At 34.0% G+C, this 19,564-nt stretch carries 18 protein-coding genes; 3 read left to right on the top strand and 15 right to left on the bottom strand.

Translation table 11 applies throughout. The features are described from left to right. Positions 1–63: 63 nt before the first annotated feature. The 8 genes from ACEN2K_RS07475 to ACEN2K_RS07440 form a co-directional block, all read right to left on the bottom strand. Entirely contained in the window at positions 64–1,416 is a 1,353-nt protein-coding gene (locus ACEN2K_RS07475; protein WP_441758706.1) for a DEAD/DEAH box helicase, read from the bottom strand. 107 nt (positions 1,417–1,523) lie between these two features. After that, positions 1,524–2,789, bottom strand: coding sequence for a YaiO family outer membrane beta-barrel protein (locus tag ACEN2K_RS07470; RefSeq protein WP_441758705.1), 1,266 nt, complete (start codon positions 2,787–2,789; stop codon positions 1,524–1,526). Next, positions 2,786–5,233, bottom strand: coding sequence for a sulfatase-like hydrolase/transferase (locus ACEN2K_RS07465; protein WP_441758704.1), 2,448 nt, complete (start codon positions 5,231–5,233; stop codon positions 2,786–2,788). The genes ACEN2K_RS07470 and ACEN2K_RS07465 overlap by 4 nt, the downstream gene beginning before the upstream one ends. 16 nt (positions 5,234–5,249) lie before the next feature. After that, entirely contained in the window at positions 5,250–6,674 is a 1,425-nt protein-coding gene (locus ACEN2K_RS07460) for a glycosyltransferase family 2 protein (protein WP_441758703.1), read from the bottom strand. Between the two features lie 7 nt (positions 6,675–6,681). After that, positions 6,682–7,785, bottom strand: a complete 1,104-nt coding sequence (locus ACEN2K_RS07455; protein ID WP_441758702.1) for a hypothetical protein — start codon at positions 7,783–7,785, stop codon at positions 6,682–6,684. A 31-nt stretch (positions 7,786–7,816) separates the two neighbouring features. After that, entirely contained in the window at positions 7,817–8,185 is a 369-nt protein-coding gene (locus ACEN2K_RS07450; protein ID WP_441758701.1) for a response regulator transcription factor, read from the bottom strand. Positions 8,186–8,559: 374 nt separating this feature from the next. After that, entirely contained in the window at positions 8,560–9,324 is a 765-nt protein-coding gene (locus ACEN2K_RS07445; RefSeq protein WP_441758700.1) for a TIGR02757 family protein, read from the bottom strand. Between the two features lie 47 nt (positions 9,325–9,371). Beyond that, positions 9,372–10,034: an ABC transporter ATP-binding protein gene (locus tag ACEN2K_RS07440; RefSeq protein WP_441758699.1), complete on the bottom strand. Its 663-nt coding sequence runs from the start codon at positions 10,032–10,034 to the stop codon at positions 9,372–9,374. A gap of 188 nt (positions 10,035–10,222) precedes the next feature. Between ACEN2K_RS07440 and msrA the strand changes: the two genes are divergently transcribed. Then, complete coding sequence (gene msrA / locus ACEN2K_RS07435) at positions 10,223–10,771, top strand: peptide-methionine (S)-S-oxide reductase MsrA (protein ID WP_441758698.1); 549 nt, start codon at positions 10,223–10,225, stop codon at positions 10,769–10,771. Positions 10,772–10,803: 32 nt separating this feature from the next. Then, positions 10,804–11,094, top strand: a complete 291-nt coding sequence (locus tag ACEN2K_RS07430; protein ID WP_441758697.1) for a hypothetical protein — start codon at positions 10,804–10,806, stop codon at positions 11,092–11,094. Between the two features lies 1 nt (position 11,095). Here ACEN2K_RS07430 and ACEN2K_RS07425 read toward each other — a convergent pair whose 3' ends face one another. From ACEN2K_RS07425 to ACEN2K_RS07405, 5 genes are all read right to left on the bottom strand, one after another. Further along, positions 11,096–11,398, bottom strand: coding sequence for a DUF6787 family protein (locus tag ACEN2K_RS07425; protein WP_441758696.1), 303 nt, complete (start codon positions 11,396–11,398; stop codon positions 11,096–11,098). 32 nt (positions 11,399–11,430) lie between these two features. After that, positions 11,431–11,865, bottom strand: a complete 435-nt coding sequence (locus ACEN2K_RS07420; protein ID WP_441758695.1) for a DUF6146 family protein — start codon at positions 11,863–11,865, stop codon at positions 11,431–11,433. 117 nt (positions 11,866–11,982) lie between these two features. Then, the gene (locus ACEN2K_RS07415) at positions 11,983–13,335 is read right to left on the bottom strand and encodes a TIGR00341 family protein (protein WP_441758694.1); all 1,353 of its coding nucleotides are present in this window, start codon (positions 13,333–13,335) and stop codon (positions 11,983–11,985) included. Continuing rightward, positions 13,319–14,494, bottom strand: coding sequence for a Na+/H+ antiporter NhaA (gene nhaA / locus ACEN2K_RS07410; RefSeq protein ID WP_441758693.1), 1,176 nt, complete (start codon positions 14,492–14,494; stop codon positions 13,319–13,321). The genes ACEN2K_RS07415 and nhaA overlap by 17 nt, the downstream gene beginning before the upstream one ends. A 282-nt stretch (positions 14,495–14,776) precedes the next feature. Continuing rightward, positions 14,777–15,790 (bottom strand): LLM class flavin-dependent oxidoreductase, encoded by a 1,014-nt coding sequence (locus tag ACEN2K_RS07405; RefSeq protein ID WP_441758692.1) that lies wholly within the window; start codon positions 15,788–15,790, stop codon positions 14,777–14,779. 311 nt (positions 15,791–16,101) lie between these two features. Here ACEN2K_RS07405 and yaaA point away from each other — a divergent pair, with 311 nt between their 5' ends. Then, a complete protein-coding gene (gene yaaA, locus ACEN2K_RS07400) occupies positions 16,102–16,860 on the top strand; it encodes a peroxide stress protein YaaA (RefSeq protein WP_441758691.1) in 759 nt (252 codons plus the stop codon). Positions 16,861–16,899: 39 nt separating this feature from the next. Here the strand turns inward: yaaA and ACEN2K_RS07395 are convergent, their stop codons facing one another. Together ACEN2K_RS07395 and ACEN2K_RS07390 are read right to left on the bottom strand one after the other, a co-directional pair. Next, on the bottom strand, positions 16,900–18,480 hold the full coding sequence (locus ACEN2K_RS07395; protein WP_441758690.1) for an MDR family MFS transporter: 1,581 nt from the start codon (positions 18,478–18,480) through the stop codon (positions 16,900–16,902). Between the two features lie 2 nt (positions 18,481–18,482). Beyond that, a complete protein-coding gene (locus tag ACEN2K_RS07390; protein ID WP_441758689.1) occupies positions 18,483–19,562 on the bottom strand; it encodes an HlyD family secretion protein in 1,080 nt (359 codons plus the stop codon). Positions 19,563–19,564 lie beyond the last annotated feature (2 nt).

The following is a 19,564-nucleotide window of genomic DNA, read 5'->3' as shown; positions in this document are numbered from 1 at the left end:
AAGAAAAAAGCCTTAAAAATGAATTTCACTTTTAAGGCTTTTTTTTATTTTATTTCTTCTTGTCTATTTCTTCTTGTCTTTTCTTTTCTTATCTCTGGTTTTTAACATGTTTCTATTGACAGAACCATGCGTCTTTTTCTTGGTAACACCAGGTCCTCCCAAGTTGACTTTTTTATTCTTTTTACTTTTCTCTTGAAAAGCACCATCACCCTCAAGTTTAACTTTTTTCATCATAAACTTAATAGGTTGCCTGTCTTTTTCAGGTTCAATTAATTTAGACGAAACTTCTACCGTTTCTGGAAAAGGCTCAATGGCTAATTCCATATTCATTAAAACTTCCACTTCTACCTTATACTCTTCTTCACGCGGAGCAATAAGACTTATAGCTGTTCCCGTAGCATCTGCACGTCCTGTTCTACCAATACGGTGCATGTATAGCTCCGGCATTTCGGGCATTTCAAAGTTGACAACATGGGTAATGTTTGAAATATCTAAACCCCTTGCCATAATATCTGTGGTAATCAAACCACGTAAGTTTCCTTCTTGGAAAGAAGCCATGGTAGTCAAACGGTAATTTTGAGATTTATTAGAGTGAATCACTCCAAACTGACCATCAAAATCTTCCTCAATTCTGTCATGAAGCATGTCAGAAATCTTTTTATTATTGACAAATACAAGAACACGACTCATGTCTTCATTGTTCTCTAATAAGTATTTTAAAAGATTAACTTTCGTATTAAAGTTCGGAACTTGATAAGTGATTTGCTTGATATTCTCTAATGGAGTTCCAGAAGCAGAAAGTGTAACTTCTTCAGGGTAGTCAAAATAATCGTTCAAAATAGCATCTACTTCATCCGTCATTGTAGCTGAGAAAAGGATGTTTTGGCGTTTTTTTGGCATCATAGCCAAAATAGCAGTCAACTGCGTACGAAACCCTAAGTTCAACATTTCGTCAAACTCATCGATAACCAGTTTTTGCATTTCTTCAAAACGAATCACATTATCTAATGTTAAATCCATAATTCTACCCGGCGTTCCCACTAGAATATCACAACCAGTATAAACAGCTGTTTTTTGAGTGTTGATGTTTACTCCTCCAAAAATTCCAATAGTTCGCACTGACATGTATTTTGTCAATTTCTCTACCTCTTCTACAACCTGAACCACTAGTTCACGTGTAGGAACCAGTATCACTATTTTAGGAGTATGTCCAGGAGTAAATTTATATAGCTTTAATAATGGTAGTAAATAGGCAAATGTTTTACCAGTACCGGTTTGAGCAATTCCCATCATATCCCTTCCCGACATAATTACAGAAAAAGTTTTTTCCTGAATGGGAGTTGGAGATGTGAATCCTAAATCATCTATTGCTTTAGTTACAGATTTAGGGAGATTGAATTGTTCGAAAGTACTCATTTGCTTAAATTTTGTGCAAAGATACGCTTTTTGCAGCTAAAGATGCTAATCGCATTTATTCTCATTACCTTCTCTGCAAATAGGATGTGTTTTTACCCAACAAATATTTATTTAAAACGAATATCCCAAGATAGTGCGATATTATAAATCCAGAAATAATTACCTTGATCAAAAGTGATTTCCTGATGCGTAACTCCAAACTGAGCTCCCCATGCATTTTTTTTATTGGCAGAGGTAAAATAATAACCTAAATTCAATTTTTGAGATTTTAGATCCACAATGGTATTTTCATTTGCACCAAAGTTAAACTGATTGATTTCTGGTGAAAATCCCATCCCAAAAGCGACACCAAAATAATTATCTGCATCGCTTCTATATTTTCGATAGGTAAAAGTTCCCGAAGTGCTGGTTCCATTGTCACCAGTAGTAAAGTAGGGACGAAAGGATAAATAGCTGTTCCCGGTATACCAACCTATAGAACCCGTATAGATATTAGTAGTAGTGCTGTACTGCAAAGATCTAAAACCTATGGAAGCTTCAAAACTATGCGGTAAAGTTTTGTACAACTCTGCACCGTATCTTAAATCGGGAAACAAAAAGGTATTGGCAAATCCAAAATTCAAATAAGCATAGAGTCCTTCTGTTATTTTTGGATATAAATCAAACTCGATTTGAGTTCCGTTTTCATTAAAACGTCTATTAAAATTGAATTTGGTGATAATGCTACCGTATTTCGTTTGACGGGTGTAATTCAAAGTATAATACTGCATCGGATCAAACACTTCCGAATATAAGTCGACTGCCGCGGTAACACCAATGGTATTTTTACGAAGTGTTTGTCCTAAACTACTTTTAAAGCTTAAGGCATTTTCATCGTAGGGGTTTTTCTCTAATATTGCGTCAATTGTATTTAAAGCCTCGATGGGATTGTTAGTACTTTGTTCTGCAGTTGCTTTTAAATAAGCCAGTTCAGGGTCTGCTGGAAAAATTTTCAACGCTTTTTTTGCCATTTCTAAAGCCGTAAAAGGAGCCTCACTCCAATTTTCGTTTTTTATCGCTGCAATCCAAGTTGGCTTGTTCTTAGGATCTTTATCTAAAACGTAAGCAAACTCTTTTCGCGCTTTCTTATAGTCGCCATCCCAAGAGTACGTTGTCGCCAAAAAAGTACGAATATCATGATAATCTGGATATTTAGTAAGAATATTTCTTAAAGTATCTTGAGCCTGCGCTCTTTGCTCATTAAAAGCTAGTTTGCGTGCTGTTTCAAAAGAGGTATCTGGATTTCCATTGTACTTATTTTCTTGGGCCTGCATTTGTACAGCTGCACAAAATAATAGTATAAAAGTCAGTTTGTTGGCTATTTTTGAGATCATTCTTTCAGGGTTTTTTTGATTTTAGGGTATTCACTATTCTTCGGGTATTTTCTAATGATGCTGTCCATGATTTTCTCTGCTTTAGGAATCGCATTCATTCGCTTGTAGGCCTGCGCTAATTTGACACTCAATTCAGGGTTTTTAACCTCATTTTTAGCAGCTAGCTTTGCTATTTTCAAGGCTTTGTCATTTTGATCTGACCACCAGTAAATATCCATTAAAGCTAAGTAACTATCCTCATAATAAGGTGTTCTTTTAACCACATTTAGTAGTTCAGTTTCGGCTTTTTTATAGTCACCATCCCAGGCTAGTGTTCGGCCTTTTAAGGTTCGTACATCCGCATAATTAGGTAGTTCGTTTAGGATATAATTACACAACAATCGGGCTTTTTGATGCTCTTTATTAAAAGCTAAATCTCTGGCTCGAAAGAAGATGTCATCATAAGTTAACCCTTTGGTTAATTTCTTAATAGTAGCCATCTCTGCTGCAGTGAATTCAAAAGCTGGCTGAGTATAAACGTTTAAAGCATTAGAGATTATCTTATTCTTTTTTGTCAAGTATGCATTTAATTTCTTGGCTTCCTTCAAAGAATCACCTATTGTTTGTAACATAGCAGCGTCAGTAATTTTTTGAATACCAAAATTTTCATTAATCTTATACAGTTCCCCATCAGAGTATAAATAATCTTTATAAATAAAATCATTAATGCTTCCTTTGTAACGCATTAGCGGAATTTTATGGATGTTTCTAAACTGTTTTGCAGTATCTAGACCTTGTCCCATCCATGTTGTTTTGTCCATTTTGTTTAATTTGTAATTATTCATCAAAAACGAAATTAAACTAGGTGCAACATCCCAGTGAGAAGACACTGATTTGAAGGTGGTAGGTTTTTTAAGCATAGGACTGTAGATGTACAAAGGCACGTGAAACCTACATAATTTGTCTTTTTGAGTTACGGGTATCAATCGGTGATCCCCTGTAATTACAAATATCGTGTTCTTATAATCGGGTCTTTTAGCATAAGACTGCATAAAGTTTTTAATCGAATTATCAGTATACAACAAACAGGCAAAAATATCCTTATAGGCTTTTATTTCGCTTTTGCTGATGCTCAAATTTGGGTTCGCATTTGCGATACTGTCGACCTTTTTTAGATAAACACTTTTATTAGGGAAATCAAAAGGTTCATGATTAGTTAAGGTCATAATGATGTCTAACCTAGGCTCTTTTTTATCACTTAAAACAGATAAAGTTTTTTTAAATATTTCAGCATCAGGATAACCCCAAGAAAAGCCGCCTGAATTTTCCTTAGTTTTGGTAAAACCAGACCCAAATTTATTTACGTCTATAACATTGTCAATACCGTTGTATTCTAGGAAGTTTATTTTTCTGTCAAAGCTAGATTCGTCTCCACTGTAATACGAGGTAGTGTATTGGTTGGCTTTTAAAATACTAATTAATGAAGTATGAGAAGGCAACGGATTCAGTTCTAAAAAACCTTTTTCGCCATAAGGCAAAGACCCTAATAATGACGGAACAACTCCAAAAGTTCTACCTGCATTACTAACAAAATTTTCCCAGTATAGGGATTTTGGAATCATGGAATCTAAGAAGGGCGTGAAACCACGGTAACTATTTTTTCCTATAAATTCACTTCCTAAACCTTCCACAATAATCATTACGATATTCGGTTTTTCCTCGTGAATTTCAAAAAAAGGTGCTAAGACATCTTTAGTAGATTTAAATGGTTGGACTAGAGGGTACTCTTTCTTGTAAAATAAATTGTCAACGTCCGTTAAACTTTTGTCATTTTGAACTCGAATGATATCCGTTGTAAAAAAATACATTTTGTTCTGATAATTTGAATCCGATACTTGTGGCAATAACAACTTTAAACCTCCTAATACAATAACCAAAACTCCAGCAGTCATGTAAATTCCTTTTTCAGTAGTGAATTTTACAAAGGCACTGTTTATTCCTAAATAGAGCATAGGAAAAAGAATAAAAGGCAAGAAATACAAATAAGATAAGGACTCTGATGCGGTAACGGTCGTATACATGTCATCCATCGAATACCCTAGAATATCAGCACCTAAATTAATAAGTGTTGTGATGTTGTATTTGACTAAAGCAAACTGGCCTATGACAATTAAGCAAAAAATGATTTTTATAATTAATTCGTCCAAAGGTTTCTTAATAAACACAAAGGCTAGGTAAAGCGGTAAAAAGAGTAAACCGATAATTAATCCTGTCCAGAAATCATTTAGTAATTTATATGATAGGGTGGTGGCTACATCTTGAATCTGAATGCCATTAGTGGTTTTTGAATAAATTTCAAATAAGGTAATCAACCAGAAAGTGACTACTAATGAAAGCGTTAAATAGAGGTATCTAAATCCGTTTTTAAAAGTAAAGGCATTCTTTTTTTGCTCTGTATTGTCCATAGTGTATGCAAATTGTTTATTGGGTACTGCTCATTCCTTTGCGGGTCATTTCGCCCCATTTTTTCTTTTTGTTGAAATAATAATCGATATTTCCTCTAACCGCTGAGTAGATGATAAATGGATGTACCACAAATGGCTCTAAAAAGGCAATCATGAGTAATTGAAAACCGATTCCTTTCTTTTTATATTGATGGTAAGTAAGTTCCTCTGAAATAATGGCAATAATAGAAAAAAAGACAGTAAATAGATACGCTAAAGTTATAAAACCTAATGTATAGTCCCATCGTACCTCTCCAAAATAGACTAAAATTCCAAAATAGACCAAGCCAAAAACTTCGATTAATGGCGCCAACCTTTCAAAAATTAGCCAGTACGGATAACTAAGAAGCCCCATGGAGCTGTAATTAGGATTAAATGCGATTTTGCGATGCATTTTTAAGGTCTCTATTGTTCCTCTAGTCCAACGGTTTCTTTGTGAGATAAAAATCTTGTAATTATCGGGAGCTTCAGTCCAGCATAATGGGTCTGGGATGTAAGCTACTTTATATCTTAATTTTTTTTCTTCCATGTACCTGCGCATCCTCACGATGATTTCCATGTCTTCACCTACTGTATGTGTGTCATATCCACCTACATCAATCGCAATTTTTTTATCAAATAAACCAAAAGCGCCTGATATTACCAGTAAGCCATTTAACCTGCTCCAAGCCATTCTTCCTAGTAAAAAGGCTCTTATATATTCTAGTATCTGCCCTTGCTCTAACATCTTTTTAGGGAAGTTAACATCGATCAATTTCCCGTCTCTGATAATGCAGGAATTAGCAATTCGAATCACTCCACCTGCTGCAATTACGTTAGTATCTGTAGTTTCTAAAAAGGGTTTAATCATTTTTTGAAGTGCGTCTTCGAGCAGTAAACAATCTACATCGATGCAGGCAACATAGCGATTGTTACTAATGTTAAGCCCTGTATTTAAAGCATCGGCTTTTCCTCCATTTTCTTTATCAACAACTATTAATTTCTCAAAGGCAGGATTTGTTGATTTGAAGATTCCTCCTCTAAGCGGTTTTGTTGGGATTTGTTGATTGATTAAATAATCAATTTTTACTAAGTCATATGCTTTTATCAGTTTTTCTAAACTATCATCTTTACTACCGTCATTCACAATGATTACATCATAATTTGCATAATGGCTAGAAAGCAAAGAGCGTACATTCTCAATAATGTTAAGACTCTCATTATACGCTGGAGCAATAATTGAAATTGATGGCGATACTGTTGAAGATAAAATTTCTTTGTAATTGACAAAACTATTTCTCTTCATATATTCAATAGTCTCCACCACCGAAATCACCGCCAAAATCAGATAGGTACTGATGGTGGTAATAGCATAAGCGAAAAATAAATACCGAATTAAGAGAATAATGTCTACTGTATCCATATTGTATTTAATTAGTTTCTATAAAATTGACAATTTTATGGAATTCAGTATTGGTTACTATTTGTTTATTAATATTGAAATTTTCAATATTGATGTCTTTTAATATTTTTAATGCCCTTAATTTGATTTCGAAATTAGGATGGACTATATTCTCAAGTATAAAATCTTCGTCTTCTAATTCATACACATTTTCCATCATTTTAAATACAGCGATTTGTTCAATTTCTCTTACCGAGTGGAAATTGTCTTTCAAAATACTTTTGGCTTCAACAATGGTAAAGTAGTTTAACACCTGGATAGCTTCAATTCTAATCTTCTCATCTGGATAATTCAATAATGCAATAAGCTCCTCAATGGCATCAAACTGATTGTAAATCTCCGTGAGCTTCAATGCAAAAGAGATGACGGAATCATTAGAGGATTGTAACCAAGGTTTTACATCAAATGTTTGCTGTTCACCAAACTTTTGAAGTACTTCTAACAGTTGTATTTGATCCCACTCTGATAGCTTTGTTTCGATAATATTTAAAAAACTTAATCCTTTAAAATTAAATAAATTAACGGAATACAACTGCACTTCTTTGCGAACTTCATTTTTTGGATGGTTGATAAAGTGAATTATTTCATCATGAACTTCTTTTATGTGAAACTGAGTTAGCTCGTTGATACCTTTGGCAATTAACTCCCAATTTTTACTTTTAAGTTTTGCGATGGCATAATTTAAAAGTCCCGTTTGAATGTAAAGATTTTGTATCGAAAGGGCCATCTCACCCGAAATCTCATTTCTCAATTTTAGTAAAGTTGAGATGAGTACCTTTCTTTTAAAAGGATCCGCTGTGCTTTTCTTCAGGCGATTTATAATAAGTAATTGTTCGGCTGTAATTTCCTCATCTTCATTGCCACTGTAGAGGTAAGTAATTAAATCTGATTCAAATTTTTTATTGTAAACACTTTCAATTCTTTCATTTTGTCTCAAATGACTTCTTAAATATTTAAGATATAAAACAAGCACAAGAATTAAAAGCAAAAATAAGACGCTAGAAAACCATACCACTTGAATAATGGTTGGAGTTTCTTCCAAATAGTCAAGAAAGGAATGGTATGCATTCATATTGTTGCTTTTCAACAGCGAAGTTATAATTTTATTTCAACATTCTTTTTATGCGAGTAACTAATTCATTTGGGCTAATAGGTTTACTCATGAAATCAGTTGCTCCTAAATTGAATGCTTTTAATACTATTTCTTCTTGTCCAGCTGATGAAAATACAATGATGGGAGTTTTTGAATTTAGTTTATTTCTTACATGACTTATTAATTCAAGCCCACTTATAAAGGGCATCATTATATCGGTCAAAATTAATTCAGGTTGATGCTGTTCTATTAACTCAACGGCTTTTTTACCGTCTTCAGCTATTAGCAGTTTATAACCTTCTTTTTCTAATCTGAGCTTAAGTAATAGCGAGAGAAGAGAGTTGTCTTCTGCTAAAACTATATTTTTCATTTCGCTCATGGGCAGTACGTTTAAAATTATTGATAGTTTGGGACTTAATTTGTTTCTAAGATAAGAAATAGCTTTTAAACATCCTGATTTTTTTGCGGTTTATTTCTAAGTAACTGATAGTAAATTGCTTTAACTTTCAATTATAGAATTAGTACTGATAGGACAAGCTACTTCTATTATAGATACGTAAAATAGGGCTAGTTAGTTTCTATTAAGTGTACAAATATGTTAAGCTAATTGAAGATGATAACTACAATTATTTGTCCAAATTGTATTGCAATTAAATTTTTTTTCACCAAAATACAATTGGAGCAGACTAGTAGGAGAATTTAGTTGTGACAATAAATAATAATAAGGTAAGAAGATTGCCTTAATAATTCCATTTAAAATCGTTCAAATACACCTAAACCAAATAGTGCAAAATCATATTTTACAGGATCAATAGGGTCTAATTCTCGAAGTTTTAAGTCCAGTTCATTTAGTGCTTTTCCGTCATTTTGCTTGCGCGAAAGCAAACCCAGTTTACGCGCTACATTTCCTGAATGAACATCTAATGGGCAAGAAAGCATCGAAGGCGGTATATTTTTCCATATACCTAGGTCAACCCCTTTATTGTCTTGACGGCACATCCATCTGAGGTACATATTGATTCGCTTTGCCGCCGAACCATTCATAGGATCCGAAATGTGTTTTTGGGTTCTGCTTTGATGGGGGATTTCAAAAAATATTTTTTTAAATTCTGAAATACTTTCTTGCATCGAAAGGGTCTGTATGTTTTTAGAAAAAACCGACTCTAAACCACCATGATGCTGATAGATATTCTGCAAGCTTTGGATAAAATGAGTAAAATCGACTCCGTTAAAAGTGCGATGCACAAAAGTTTGCAAACGCTCTAAATCAGATGCTGTATGGGACATGACAAAATCATAAGGGGTATTCCCCATCAATTCCATCATGCGATGGGAATTTTTGATAATCATAGTGCGGTTTCCCCAGGCAATGGTGGCACTAAGAAAACCGGCAATTTCAACATCTTCTTTTTGGGAAAACAAATGCGGGATTTGAACAGGATCGCTGTCAATAAAATCAGTTGTGTTGTATTGAATTACTTTTTCGTTTAAAAAATCTTTCAGTTCTGATTGATTCATGCTTTTTTTACTCGTTTAAAGCAGTTTTAACTACTGTGCCTCTATTTTTAATTACTAATTAATCCATCCACCATTATTAATTTTCGATCTGCCATATTTGCTAATTCTTCGTTGTGCGTTACAATGACAAATGTTTGGCCTAATTCATCTCTTAATTTAAAGAATAATTGATGTAGGTTTTCGGCTGAGCTGGTATCTAAATTTCCAGAAGGTTCATCAGCAAATATGATAGCAGGTTTGTTAATTAAAGCTCTGGCCACGGCAACACGCTGTTGTTCTCCACCAGATAATTCATTCGGTTTATGATGCATTCTATGAGAAAGGCCTAGATAGTTTAAAAGTTTTTCAGCTTCTAACTCGGTTTCTTTTTTAGATTTATTAGCGATAAAAGCAGGTATGCACACATTTTCCAAGGCGGTAAATTCAGGCAATAATTGGTGAAACTGAAAGATGAAGCCCAAATTTAAATTTCTAAATTTAGATAAAGTTTTATCGTTCATCTTTAAAATATCTTCGTCATTAATGCGAAGTTCTATTTGGTTTTCAACGGTGGGTTTGTCAAGTGTACCTAAGATTTGTAAAAGTGTCGTTTTCCCGGCACCAGAAGCCCCCACTATAGACACGATTTCCCCTTTTTGTATATGTAAATTAACACCTTTTAAAACATGAAGTTGATCGTAGTATTTATGTAAATTTTTTGCGTGTATCATTGTAACGAGTTTTGACAAAGAAACAAAGATTTTAATGATTATTTAAATTTTTTAAGCTAACAAATAATAAAGTTTAGTTAATACCAATGAGCAAATTCGTATTAAATACTAAATTTGGAATAATGGTAGGGAATTGATTTTTTCGAAAATAATTTTCCCTAAACTGATTTAAATTTAAAATAGAATTCATGATTTCAAATCCTAATATAGAAGTTGCCACATTAGCTGGAGGTTGTTTTTGGTGTACAGAAGCGGTTTTTTTAGAACTAAAAGGAGTACAAAGCGTCAAGTCAGGATACATTGGCGGTCAAACGCTTAATCCTACTTATAAGGAGATATGTAATGGAGACACTGGACATGCGGAAGCCATTCAAATTACCTTTAATCCTACAGTAATTTCTTTTGGAGAACTCTTAGAAGTATTCTTTGCTACCCATGATCCCACAACACTAAATCGTCAAGGAAATGATGTGGGTACACAATACAGAAGTGAAATATTTTATCATAATGAGGCGCAAAAGGAAATTGCTCAGGATTATATGGAACTGCTTGCGAACGAAGCTGTTTTTGATAAAAAAATAGTCACTAAACTGTCAGAAGCAACGACTTTTTACGAAGCCGAAGATTACCATACTAATTATTACAATGAAAATAAAACGCAAGGTTATTGTTCATTTATAATCACGCCAAAGATTGATAAACTTAAAAAGTATTTTCAGGATAAATTAAAGGAATAATAATCTTATTTTTAACTGTCATTTATTTTACAATGGAAAGAACTCCAGTAACAATCGATAAGAATATCAAGACCCGCAATTTATTATTAGGGATCCTATTTGATGCCATAGGTATGTTGTCTTTTACGATACCGATGATTGGCGAATTTTCGGACGTGGTTTGGGCACCAATTGCTGGATATCTCATGACCAGAATGTATAAAGGGACAATAGGAAAGGTGGGAGGCGTTATTACTTTTCTCGAAGAAATTTTTCCGTTTACAGATGTGGTTCCCACATTTACGTTAACATGGATTTATACCTACGTTTTTAAAAAATTGTAATTTATTTTTTGAATAAAAATCCTAAACCGAGCCCTTTCAGCATCTTTTTTTCGAATGCCCAGAAAAATTTAAATTGGCCAAAAAGAAACCCTATAAGTACTAATAAAACTTGATAAATAGGGAAGATTAACAGCAGCCGAACTGGAGTAAACCAAAATCCTAAATCTGCTTCAGTGATTCCCATCCACATGCAAACAGGCTTTGATAACCAAGCAGAAGCCGAACCCGTAATTGCAAAAACTATAAATATTACTGTTAGTTGAATATTAGATGTTATTCCCCAACGCTCTTTTAATTTCCTCATCTTTATTTATAATGATTACAAATATAGTAAGATTATCTCGCAGGAACATAACCAAAAAGTTTTTGTTTGTAGGTATTTTGAAAATAAACCAAATAATTATAAATTAAATAATTGACTTCATATCCGTAATCGATATTTGGATCATATGCGATCACCATTTCATATAGGTTGGGATTATATCTGAAAGGTTGGCGTGCACGATTATTCCATTCGCTGATCCAAATGCGATTTTTATTTTCTAAATAATTTTGAGAATGATAATTTCTAGGAAAGGCTCGAGATACTAACCAAGTGTTAAAACCAGGGTCAATGATAATCACTTCATATTCTAGATCATCATTAGCAATACGCACAGTATCGCTTTGACTTACTGCTGTATTGTCTTTAGAGTTAATTGTGTTTTTAGTAGAGTTACAACTTACCAGCGTTATTAAAACAAGGGCGGTTATGGTGATAATATTTTTCATAATCAATGATTTACCTTAAAATTACAAAATATTCGCACTACAGCTATAGCTTTTAACAAAAAAAAAATCACCTTCCAGAAGAAGATGATTTGTAATTCGTATAGTACAGAAGTATGGCTATTTTTTGATAACGCCTTTTTCTTTTATTTTTTTGACAGGCTTGACAGGCTGTCTATACACTTCGACTTCTTCTTTAACCAATCGCTTTTGTAGCCACAATGCCATCTTTTCTTTATATGTGTCTTTTAATGGTGTATCGCTGCTATAAATTAAAACAGGTACAGTACTCGTGCTGTCTGTATTTTCATTAAAAGTATGGTTAGAAATGGAAATGTTCTGAACTTCTGGAAACAACACTTTAATTTCAGCTAATAAGGCTTTGTTATCATATTTACTTAACGAAATCTCTTTCTGCAGTTTCAAGATAGCTACATCTTTTTCACTTAAAACTGATTTATTGTATTTAATTTCGTTTAGAATATCGCTTTTAAGGTCAGTAGTATCTTGAATTACGATTAACTGCGTATTGTCTATGCCGTAATTGATTAGCTTTTTATTATACGATTTAATTTCATTGTCATTAAATTTCTTAGATAAGAAGCCTAGTTCTAATTTCTTAGGATTTTGATTGTATTTAGTTTTTTTATACAGTATGGCTACGCCTTTATTAGAAAATTCGGTTTCTATAAAAACATCAATTTGATGTTGGTAATTTTTCTGTTCAAAAAGCTGATACGCAAAATAAATACTAGGCAAAATCAAAATGGTGATCAGACTAGAAATAATATATTTGACCTTCTTTTCACTTTTGTCATCAAGCTGTTTCTTTTTTGGATACTTAAGATAAGTAACAATAAAGAAAGTAGAAATACAAATGAATACACAGTTGATCGAATATAAATAAATCGCCCCAAAAAAGAACTTCATACTTCCTATGGCCAGTCCATATCCAGCAGTACACAACGGAGGCATAAGCGCTGTAGCAATGGCGACACCAGGAATCGGATTTCCTTTCTCAACTCTTGTTATGGCAATAGCTCCTACTAAACCACCAGAAAAAGCGATTAAAATATCATAGATATTCGGTGCAGTTCTAGACAAAAGCTCGGGTTGCGTCTCCTTAAACGGACTAATATAGAAGTAAATTGCCGAAACAATTAATCCTACAAGGGTTGCAATTAGTAAATTTTTTAGAGCCTTTTTTAATAAATTAAAATCAAATATTCCCAGTCCAAAACCAGCACCAATTATGGGTCCCATCAATGGAGAGATAAGCATGGCACCTATAATTACTGCGGTAGAATTTACATTTAATCCTATAGATGCAATAACAATAGCGCAGGCCAGAATCCATAAATTAGACCCTCTAAAAGAAATATTAGACTTAACATTGTCCAGTACTTTGTGCTTTTCATCTTCCCCTTTACTCAGGTTGATGTAATCTAGCACTTTATCAACTATTGTTTTCATTCGGACTCTCTTTTAAAGTTCTTTTCAAGAGCATGAATCCCAAGACTCCTGCTACTAGAGAAGAGAGCAAGATAATAAATTTAGCGTTGTTAATGATCGTTTGATCTTCAAATGCAAGTAATGTGATAAAAATAGACATCGTAAATCCAATTCCTCCTAAAAACCCAACGCTGGCAACTGTTTTCCAAGTTAAATCAGCTGGTAGTTTACAAAGTCCTGCCGAAACGGCGATAAAACTAAAAAGAAAGATACCTAAAGGTTTACCAACAATTAATCCCAATGCAATACCGATACTATAGTGTTGCGCTAATGTTTCGCCAATATTCGAACTAATTACAATGGCTGTATTCGCTAAAGCAAACAGAGGCAAGATGAAGAAACCAACGGGCTTGTGTAAAAATCGCTCTAAAATAGAAGAAGCTGATTTTTTTTCTCCTTTTCCAAATGGGATAACAAAGGCTAACAATACTCCAGTTACAGTAGCATGAATTCCTGAATGTAACATGAACCACCACATGACCACTCCACCAAGTAGGTATGGAACAAGATTACGTATTTTCATTCGGTTCATGATAAACAGCACCAGCATCACTCCTAAAGCAATTCCTAGGTTCATCCATACAATTGTTTTAGTATAGAAAATAGCAATAACTAAAATAGCTCCTAAGTCATCAATTACCGCTAGAGCGGTTAAAAATATTTTTAAAGAAAGCGGCACGCGATTTCCCAGCAGGGATAGAATACCTAAGGCAAAGGCAATATCAGTTGCCATTGGGATACCAGCACCAGAATGCGCTATGGTACCATAATTAAGAAATAAATAGAGTCCAGCAGGAACAATCATCCCTCCTAAGGCAGCAAAGATGGGTAAGAGGGCGTCTTTGATATTGGATAATTCTCCGTCGTGAATTTCCCTTTCTAACTCTAACCCAATTAATAAAAAGAAGATGGTCATTAAACCATCGTTAATCCAATACTCCACACTTTGTCCAGCAAATTTCATGTGCCATGTATGTTGGTACTGTGCACCAAAAATGGAATTTGCCATGATTAAAGAAATCAATGTACAAGCTATTAAAATAAGTCCACTGGCTTTTTCATTATCAAAAAATTCTTTAAATAAATCGCCATTGTAAATTTTCTTAATGGTCTTCTTCATTTTTTTTCTCATCTATGCTATATTTTGTCCCTGATATTGGTGTAATTACCAATAGTATATTAGAATTTTAATGGGATTATTACTCGATTTACAAAAATAGCGAAAATGTTAGTAAACCACTCTTAGAAACCCATAAATATTATTCAAAAAGCGCCAATTAAATTTCAAATAACGTTTTTTTAAATGCAGTTGTTTTTAGTTTTCTTACATTTAAAAATAAGCGATAAAAAAGTATATATTATTTTTGATGTTGTAATGAGTTAATTATGAATACAGTAGGATTTACACTTGTTGTTTTGGAGCATCGTTTTGCAAGTCTTTTAATATTTGATACGATTTTAAACGCGCTTCATGATCGTAAATATGAGAAACAACCATTAATTCATCTACCTGAGTTTCGTCAACAAATTGAGAAATGGCTGCTTTTATTTCAGCAGGATTACCCACAAAGGAATATTTTAAAAATTGTTGCATCACTTGTTCCGTTTCTGGACTTAATCTAAAATTAGGATCAGCAGCTTGTAGTGGCTGACGATTATTAGTTAAAATACCTAAAAATATTTTTTGCATGGATGTTGCCATTGCACGTGCTTCTTCTGAAGTTTCTGCGGCAGTCACATTCACGCATGCAATTGTGTAAGGCTCTTTTAATTGTGCCGAAGGTTTGAAATTATTGCGGTAAATGGATAAGGCCTGTTGTAATTGTTGGGGTGCAAAATGGCTCGCAAAAGCATAAGGCAGTCCGTAAGCGGCTGCTAATTTTGCACTGTCTGTACTAGAACCTAAGATCCAAATGGGAATATCTAATCCCTCGCCAGGAATCGCACGTACAGGAGAATCGCTATTTTCTGCCGCAAGGTATTCTTGCAGTTCTTTCACCGTTTTAGGAAATTCAAATGCGGCTTGGTCGTCTCGTTGTAATGCACGGGCCGTTAATTGGTCGGTACCAGGAGCTCTTCCAATCCCTAAATCAATTCGGTCAGGATACAAGCTGGCTAGTGTTCCAAATTGTTCTGCTATAATTAAAGGGGCATGATTGGGAAGCATAATGCCTCCAGATCCTACACGGATTTTATTTGTCTTTCCAGCAATATGTCCTATTAAAATTGAGGTTGCTGAGCTAGCAATATGTGCCATATTGTGATGTTCGGCTAACCAAAATCGGTGGTAACCTAAGGCTTCTGCTTTTTGAGCAAGACTCACACTATTTTTAAATGATTGATCTGGTGTTTTACCAGCTAAAACGACTGCTAGGTCTAATATGGATAGGGGAATAGTATCAAAATTATTTTTCATAAAGTATTTTTTCTAAGTGTGTCTTAACTATCATCTGAAGCCAGACACTGTTTTTTTAGACTTGATTGCTACTACGAAAAGGGATTTTTCTGTAGGATTACAAAGATAAGCAACCCTGTTTTTATTGTTGGATAACGATACTTAATTGTTTGTTAATAATAAAAAGTCTAGCTATGGGTTTTCAGATAATTATAGGGAAACAATTTACTTTCTTTATGACACTATTAAACAATTCAATTTTAAGCTTCCCGTTTTCTAAATTTCTATTTGTACTTTTGAATCAGTAAAAAAGAAACCGAAAGAGCATATTTATGAAAATTGTAATATCACCAGCTAAATCTTTAAATTTCGAAAAAGAATTACCTACTTCTACCCATACAGAAGCGGCCTTCTTAAAAGAGTCTCGACAAATCCAGAAAGTTTTGAAACAAAAATCCCCCAAAGATCTTTCAGAATTAATGAGTATATCGGATAAGTTAGCTGACTTGAACTGGCAGCGCAACAAAGATTGGAAGACTCCTTTTACCATTGATAACGCGCGACCAGCTATTTACACTTTTGATGGTGATGTGTATACAGGTTTAGATGCGTATACTATTCCAGAAGCAAAAATTCCTGTTTTACAAAACAAATTGCGCATCCTGTCTGGTTTGTATGGTTTACTGAGACCATTGGACTTAATGCAGGCTTATCGCTTAGAGATGGGAACAAAATTAGCTATTGGCGAAGCTGATAATTTATACGAATTTTGGAAAACAACGATAACAAAGCAACTGAACAAAGAGTTGGAGAAAGGGGAGTTGTTTATTAATTTGGCCAGTAATGAATACTTTTCAGCTGTGGACGTTAAGGCCTTGAAAGTTCCTGTTATTACTCCAGATTTTAAAGATTATAAAGATGGCAAATTAAAAATAATTAGCTTCTTTGCTAAAAAAGCCAGAGGGATGATGGTACGATATATTATCGATACTAATGCCGAAACTATTGATGATTTAAAAGGCTTCAACTATGATGGCTATCAATATGACGACAATTTATCAAAAGGCAATCATTTAGTGTTCACCAGATAAAAACAAAAAAAAACTCCGATTCAATCGGAGTTTTTTTTATTAATGCATCGCATCGGCAGGGTCAATCTTGTTTTTCCCTTTTTTGATTAAAAAGACAATAGGAATACACAGTAAAAACATAATTCCTAAGTAGTAAAATATATCCATATAAGACAATACCGTACTTTGCTTCATTACCGAGTAGTCAATGGCCTGATAAGCTTTCTTTAATGCTTCATTTGCCGTATATCCTTTAGACATAAAGCCTTGTTGCAATAAGTGCACACGTTCTTGTACTTGTAATTTGCTTCCATTTAGGTTGGCTACCAAATTTACACGGTGCTCTTGACTAAATCTCGTGATAAAAGTCGTGATAATCGCAATACCAAAAGAACCCCCTAATTGCCTCATCATTCCTGTAAAGGCAGCACCTTCACCAATATTCTTACCTGATAGTGTTGAAAGGGATAGTGTAGTAATAGGTACAAACAGTAAGCCAAGACCAATACCTCTTAGAATTAATGACCAGTACAAATGTTCTACTCCAGTATCAGGAGTCATCGCATTGTGCATCATGAATGTAAAGATAAAAAACACTAAAAATCCTGCACTAACCATATATCCTTGAGGAACACCTCTTTGAATTAATTTACCAATGATAGGCATCATAAATGCCGTGGTGATAGATCCAGGTATTAATAATAATCCAGCATCAGTAGCAGTCCATCCTAATATAGATTGTGTGTAAATTGGGATAATTAAGGTAGAACCGTAAAGTCCAAATCCAAGGATAAAACTCATTAAGGTTCCTATTCTTAAATTTCCATCTTTTAATACACTCAAATTTACTATCGGATATTTGTAGGTTAATTGCCTCCAAATAAATAATATTAAACCAAATAACGAAGTGACACTCAAAACCACAATTAAGTTGTTATTAAACCAGTCATCTTGTTGCCCATGTTCCAGGACAAATTGCAACGATCCAATAAAGGTGGCCAGCAAAATAATTCCGTACCAGTCTACTTGATTTGATTTTAGTTTCTCTCCATATTTTGGACTTCTAACAAAGCTTAATGTTAACAATGTAGCAATGATTCCTAACGGGATGTTGATGTAGAAGATGTATGGCCATGAAAAATGATCTACTAAATAACCTCCTAATGGCGGACCTAAGGTAGGTCCTACAATTACGCCCATACCATATATTGCCTGCGCCATTCCACGTTTTGCAATGGGATAACTCTCTGTAATAATGGTTTGCGCAGTAACTAATAAAGCCCCACCACCTAAACCTTGAACAAAACGGAAGGCTACTAGTTCCCAGATATTAGTCGCATTTCCACATAAAAAGGATGAAACGGTAAATATAATAATGGATACCGCAAAATAATTTCGGCGACCGAATTGCTGAGAAAGCCAGCTCGTCATTGGGATTACAATTACATTTGCAATCGCATAAGCCGTAATAACCCAAGCAACATCAGTCAATGTAGCACCAAGGCTACCGCGCATGTTAGTTAATGCAACATTGACAATAGTAGTATCTACAATTTCCAGCAACGCACATAGTACTGCTGTTATCGTAATGATAACTCGTCTAAAGCCGTATTCTACTAAATCGTCTTGTCCTTGTACCATTTTTATTTAATATGTACGTCAACATCCACATTCATACCTGGACGTAATAACTTTATTTTTTCAATATCATTATCAGCATCAATGCTAATTTTTACAGGCAAACGTTGAATTGTTTTTACAAAGTTTCCAGTAGCATTGTCAGGAGGTAAAATTGAAAAACGAGATCCCGTGGCTGGTGAAAAAGAAGTTACTGTTCCATTAAACTCATAGTCAGGATACGCATCTACTTTGATAGTTACTTTTTGTCCGGCAACCATTTTATTCAATTGGGTTTCTTTGAAATTAGCTACTACCCACGCTTCGTTATTGTTGATGATATAAAAAAGAGATTGGCCTGGTTGTACTAATTGTCCCGGCTGAATATCAATTTTAGAAACCTGTCCATCAATTGAAGCGGTAACTGCTGTATAAGTAAGGTTTAATTTAGCCGATTCTAGTAATGCTTTGGCTCTTTTGATATTAGCAGCAGCCACATCTGTTTGCTTATCAGAAACCTTAGATTTTGCTTCTACAACTGATTTTTGGTAAGCACTGGCTTTTTCTTGTTGTTGTAAAATACGTACCTGACTTTCTGCTTCTTGTTTAGTTGCTAAAGCTTGCTCGTATTGTTGTTTAGTTATCGTATGACTTTTATACAAGTTATTGTAACGGTTGTAATCACTAGTCGCGCGACCTAATCTAATTTTTGCTGTTTCGATATTTCCACTAGCTGACTTTACATTAGCATCAGAAACAGAAATACTGGCTAAAATACTTCCAATATCTGCTTTTGAAACTTCAAAGTTTCCTTCGGCTGCAGCCAAAGCCGCTGTAGCTTCATCAATTTTTAATTGGTAATCTTTTTTATCAATAGTAAATAAAGTATCTCCTTTTTTTACATAATCATTGTCTTTGATATATACTTTACTTACATAACCCGATACTCTAGGAATAATTGGGTTCATGTTTTTTTCAATCTGTGCATCATCTGTTCCTTCGTGAGAAAGAGAATGAATGTATTTGTAAGAACCATATGTAACACCCAATAGAACTAAAGAAACTATTATAATGATGAACTTTGTGTTTGTTTTTTTCTTTTCCATTT

This window comes from Flavobacterium sp. W21_SRS_FM3, from assembly GCF_052113625.1.
Classification (GTDB): Bacteria; Bacteroidota; Bacteroidia; order Flavobacteriales; family Flavobacteriaceae; genus Flavobacterium.
This window is presented reverse-complemented; position numbering and strand designations above follow the sequence as displayed.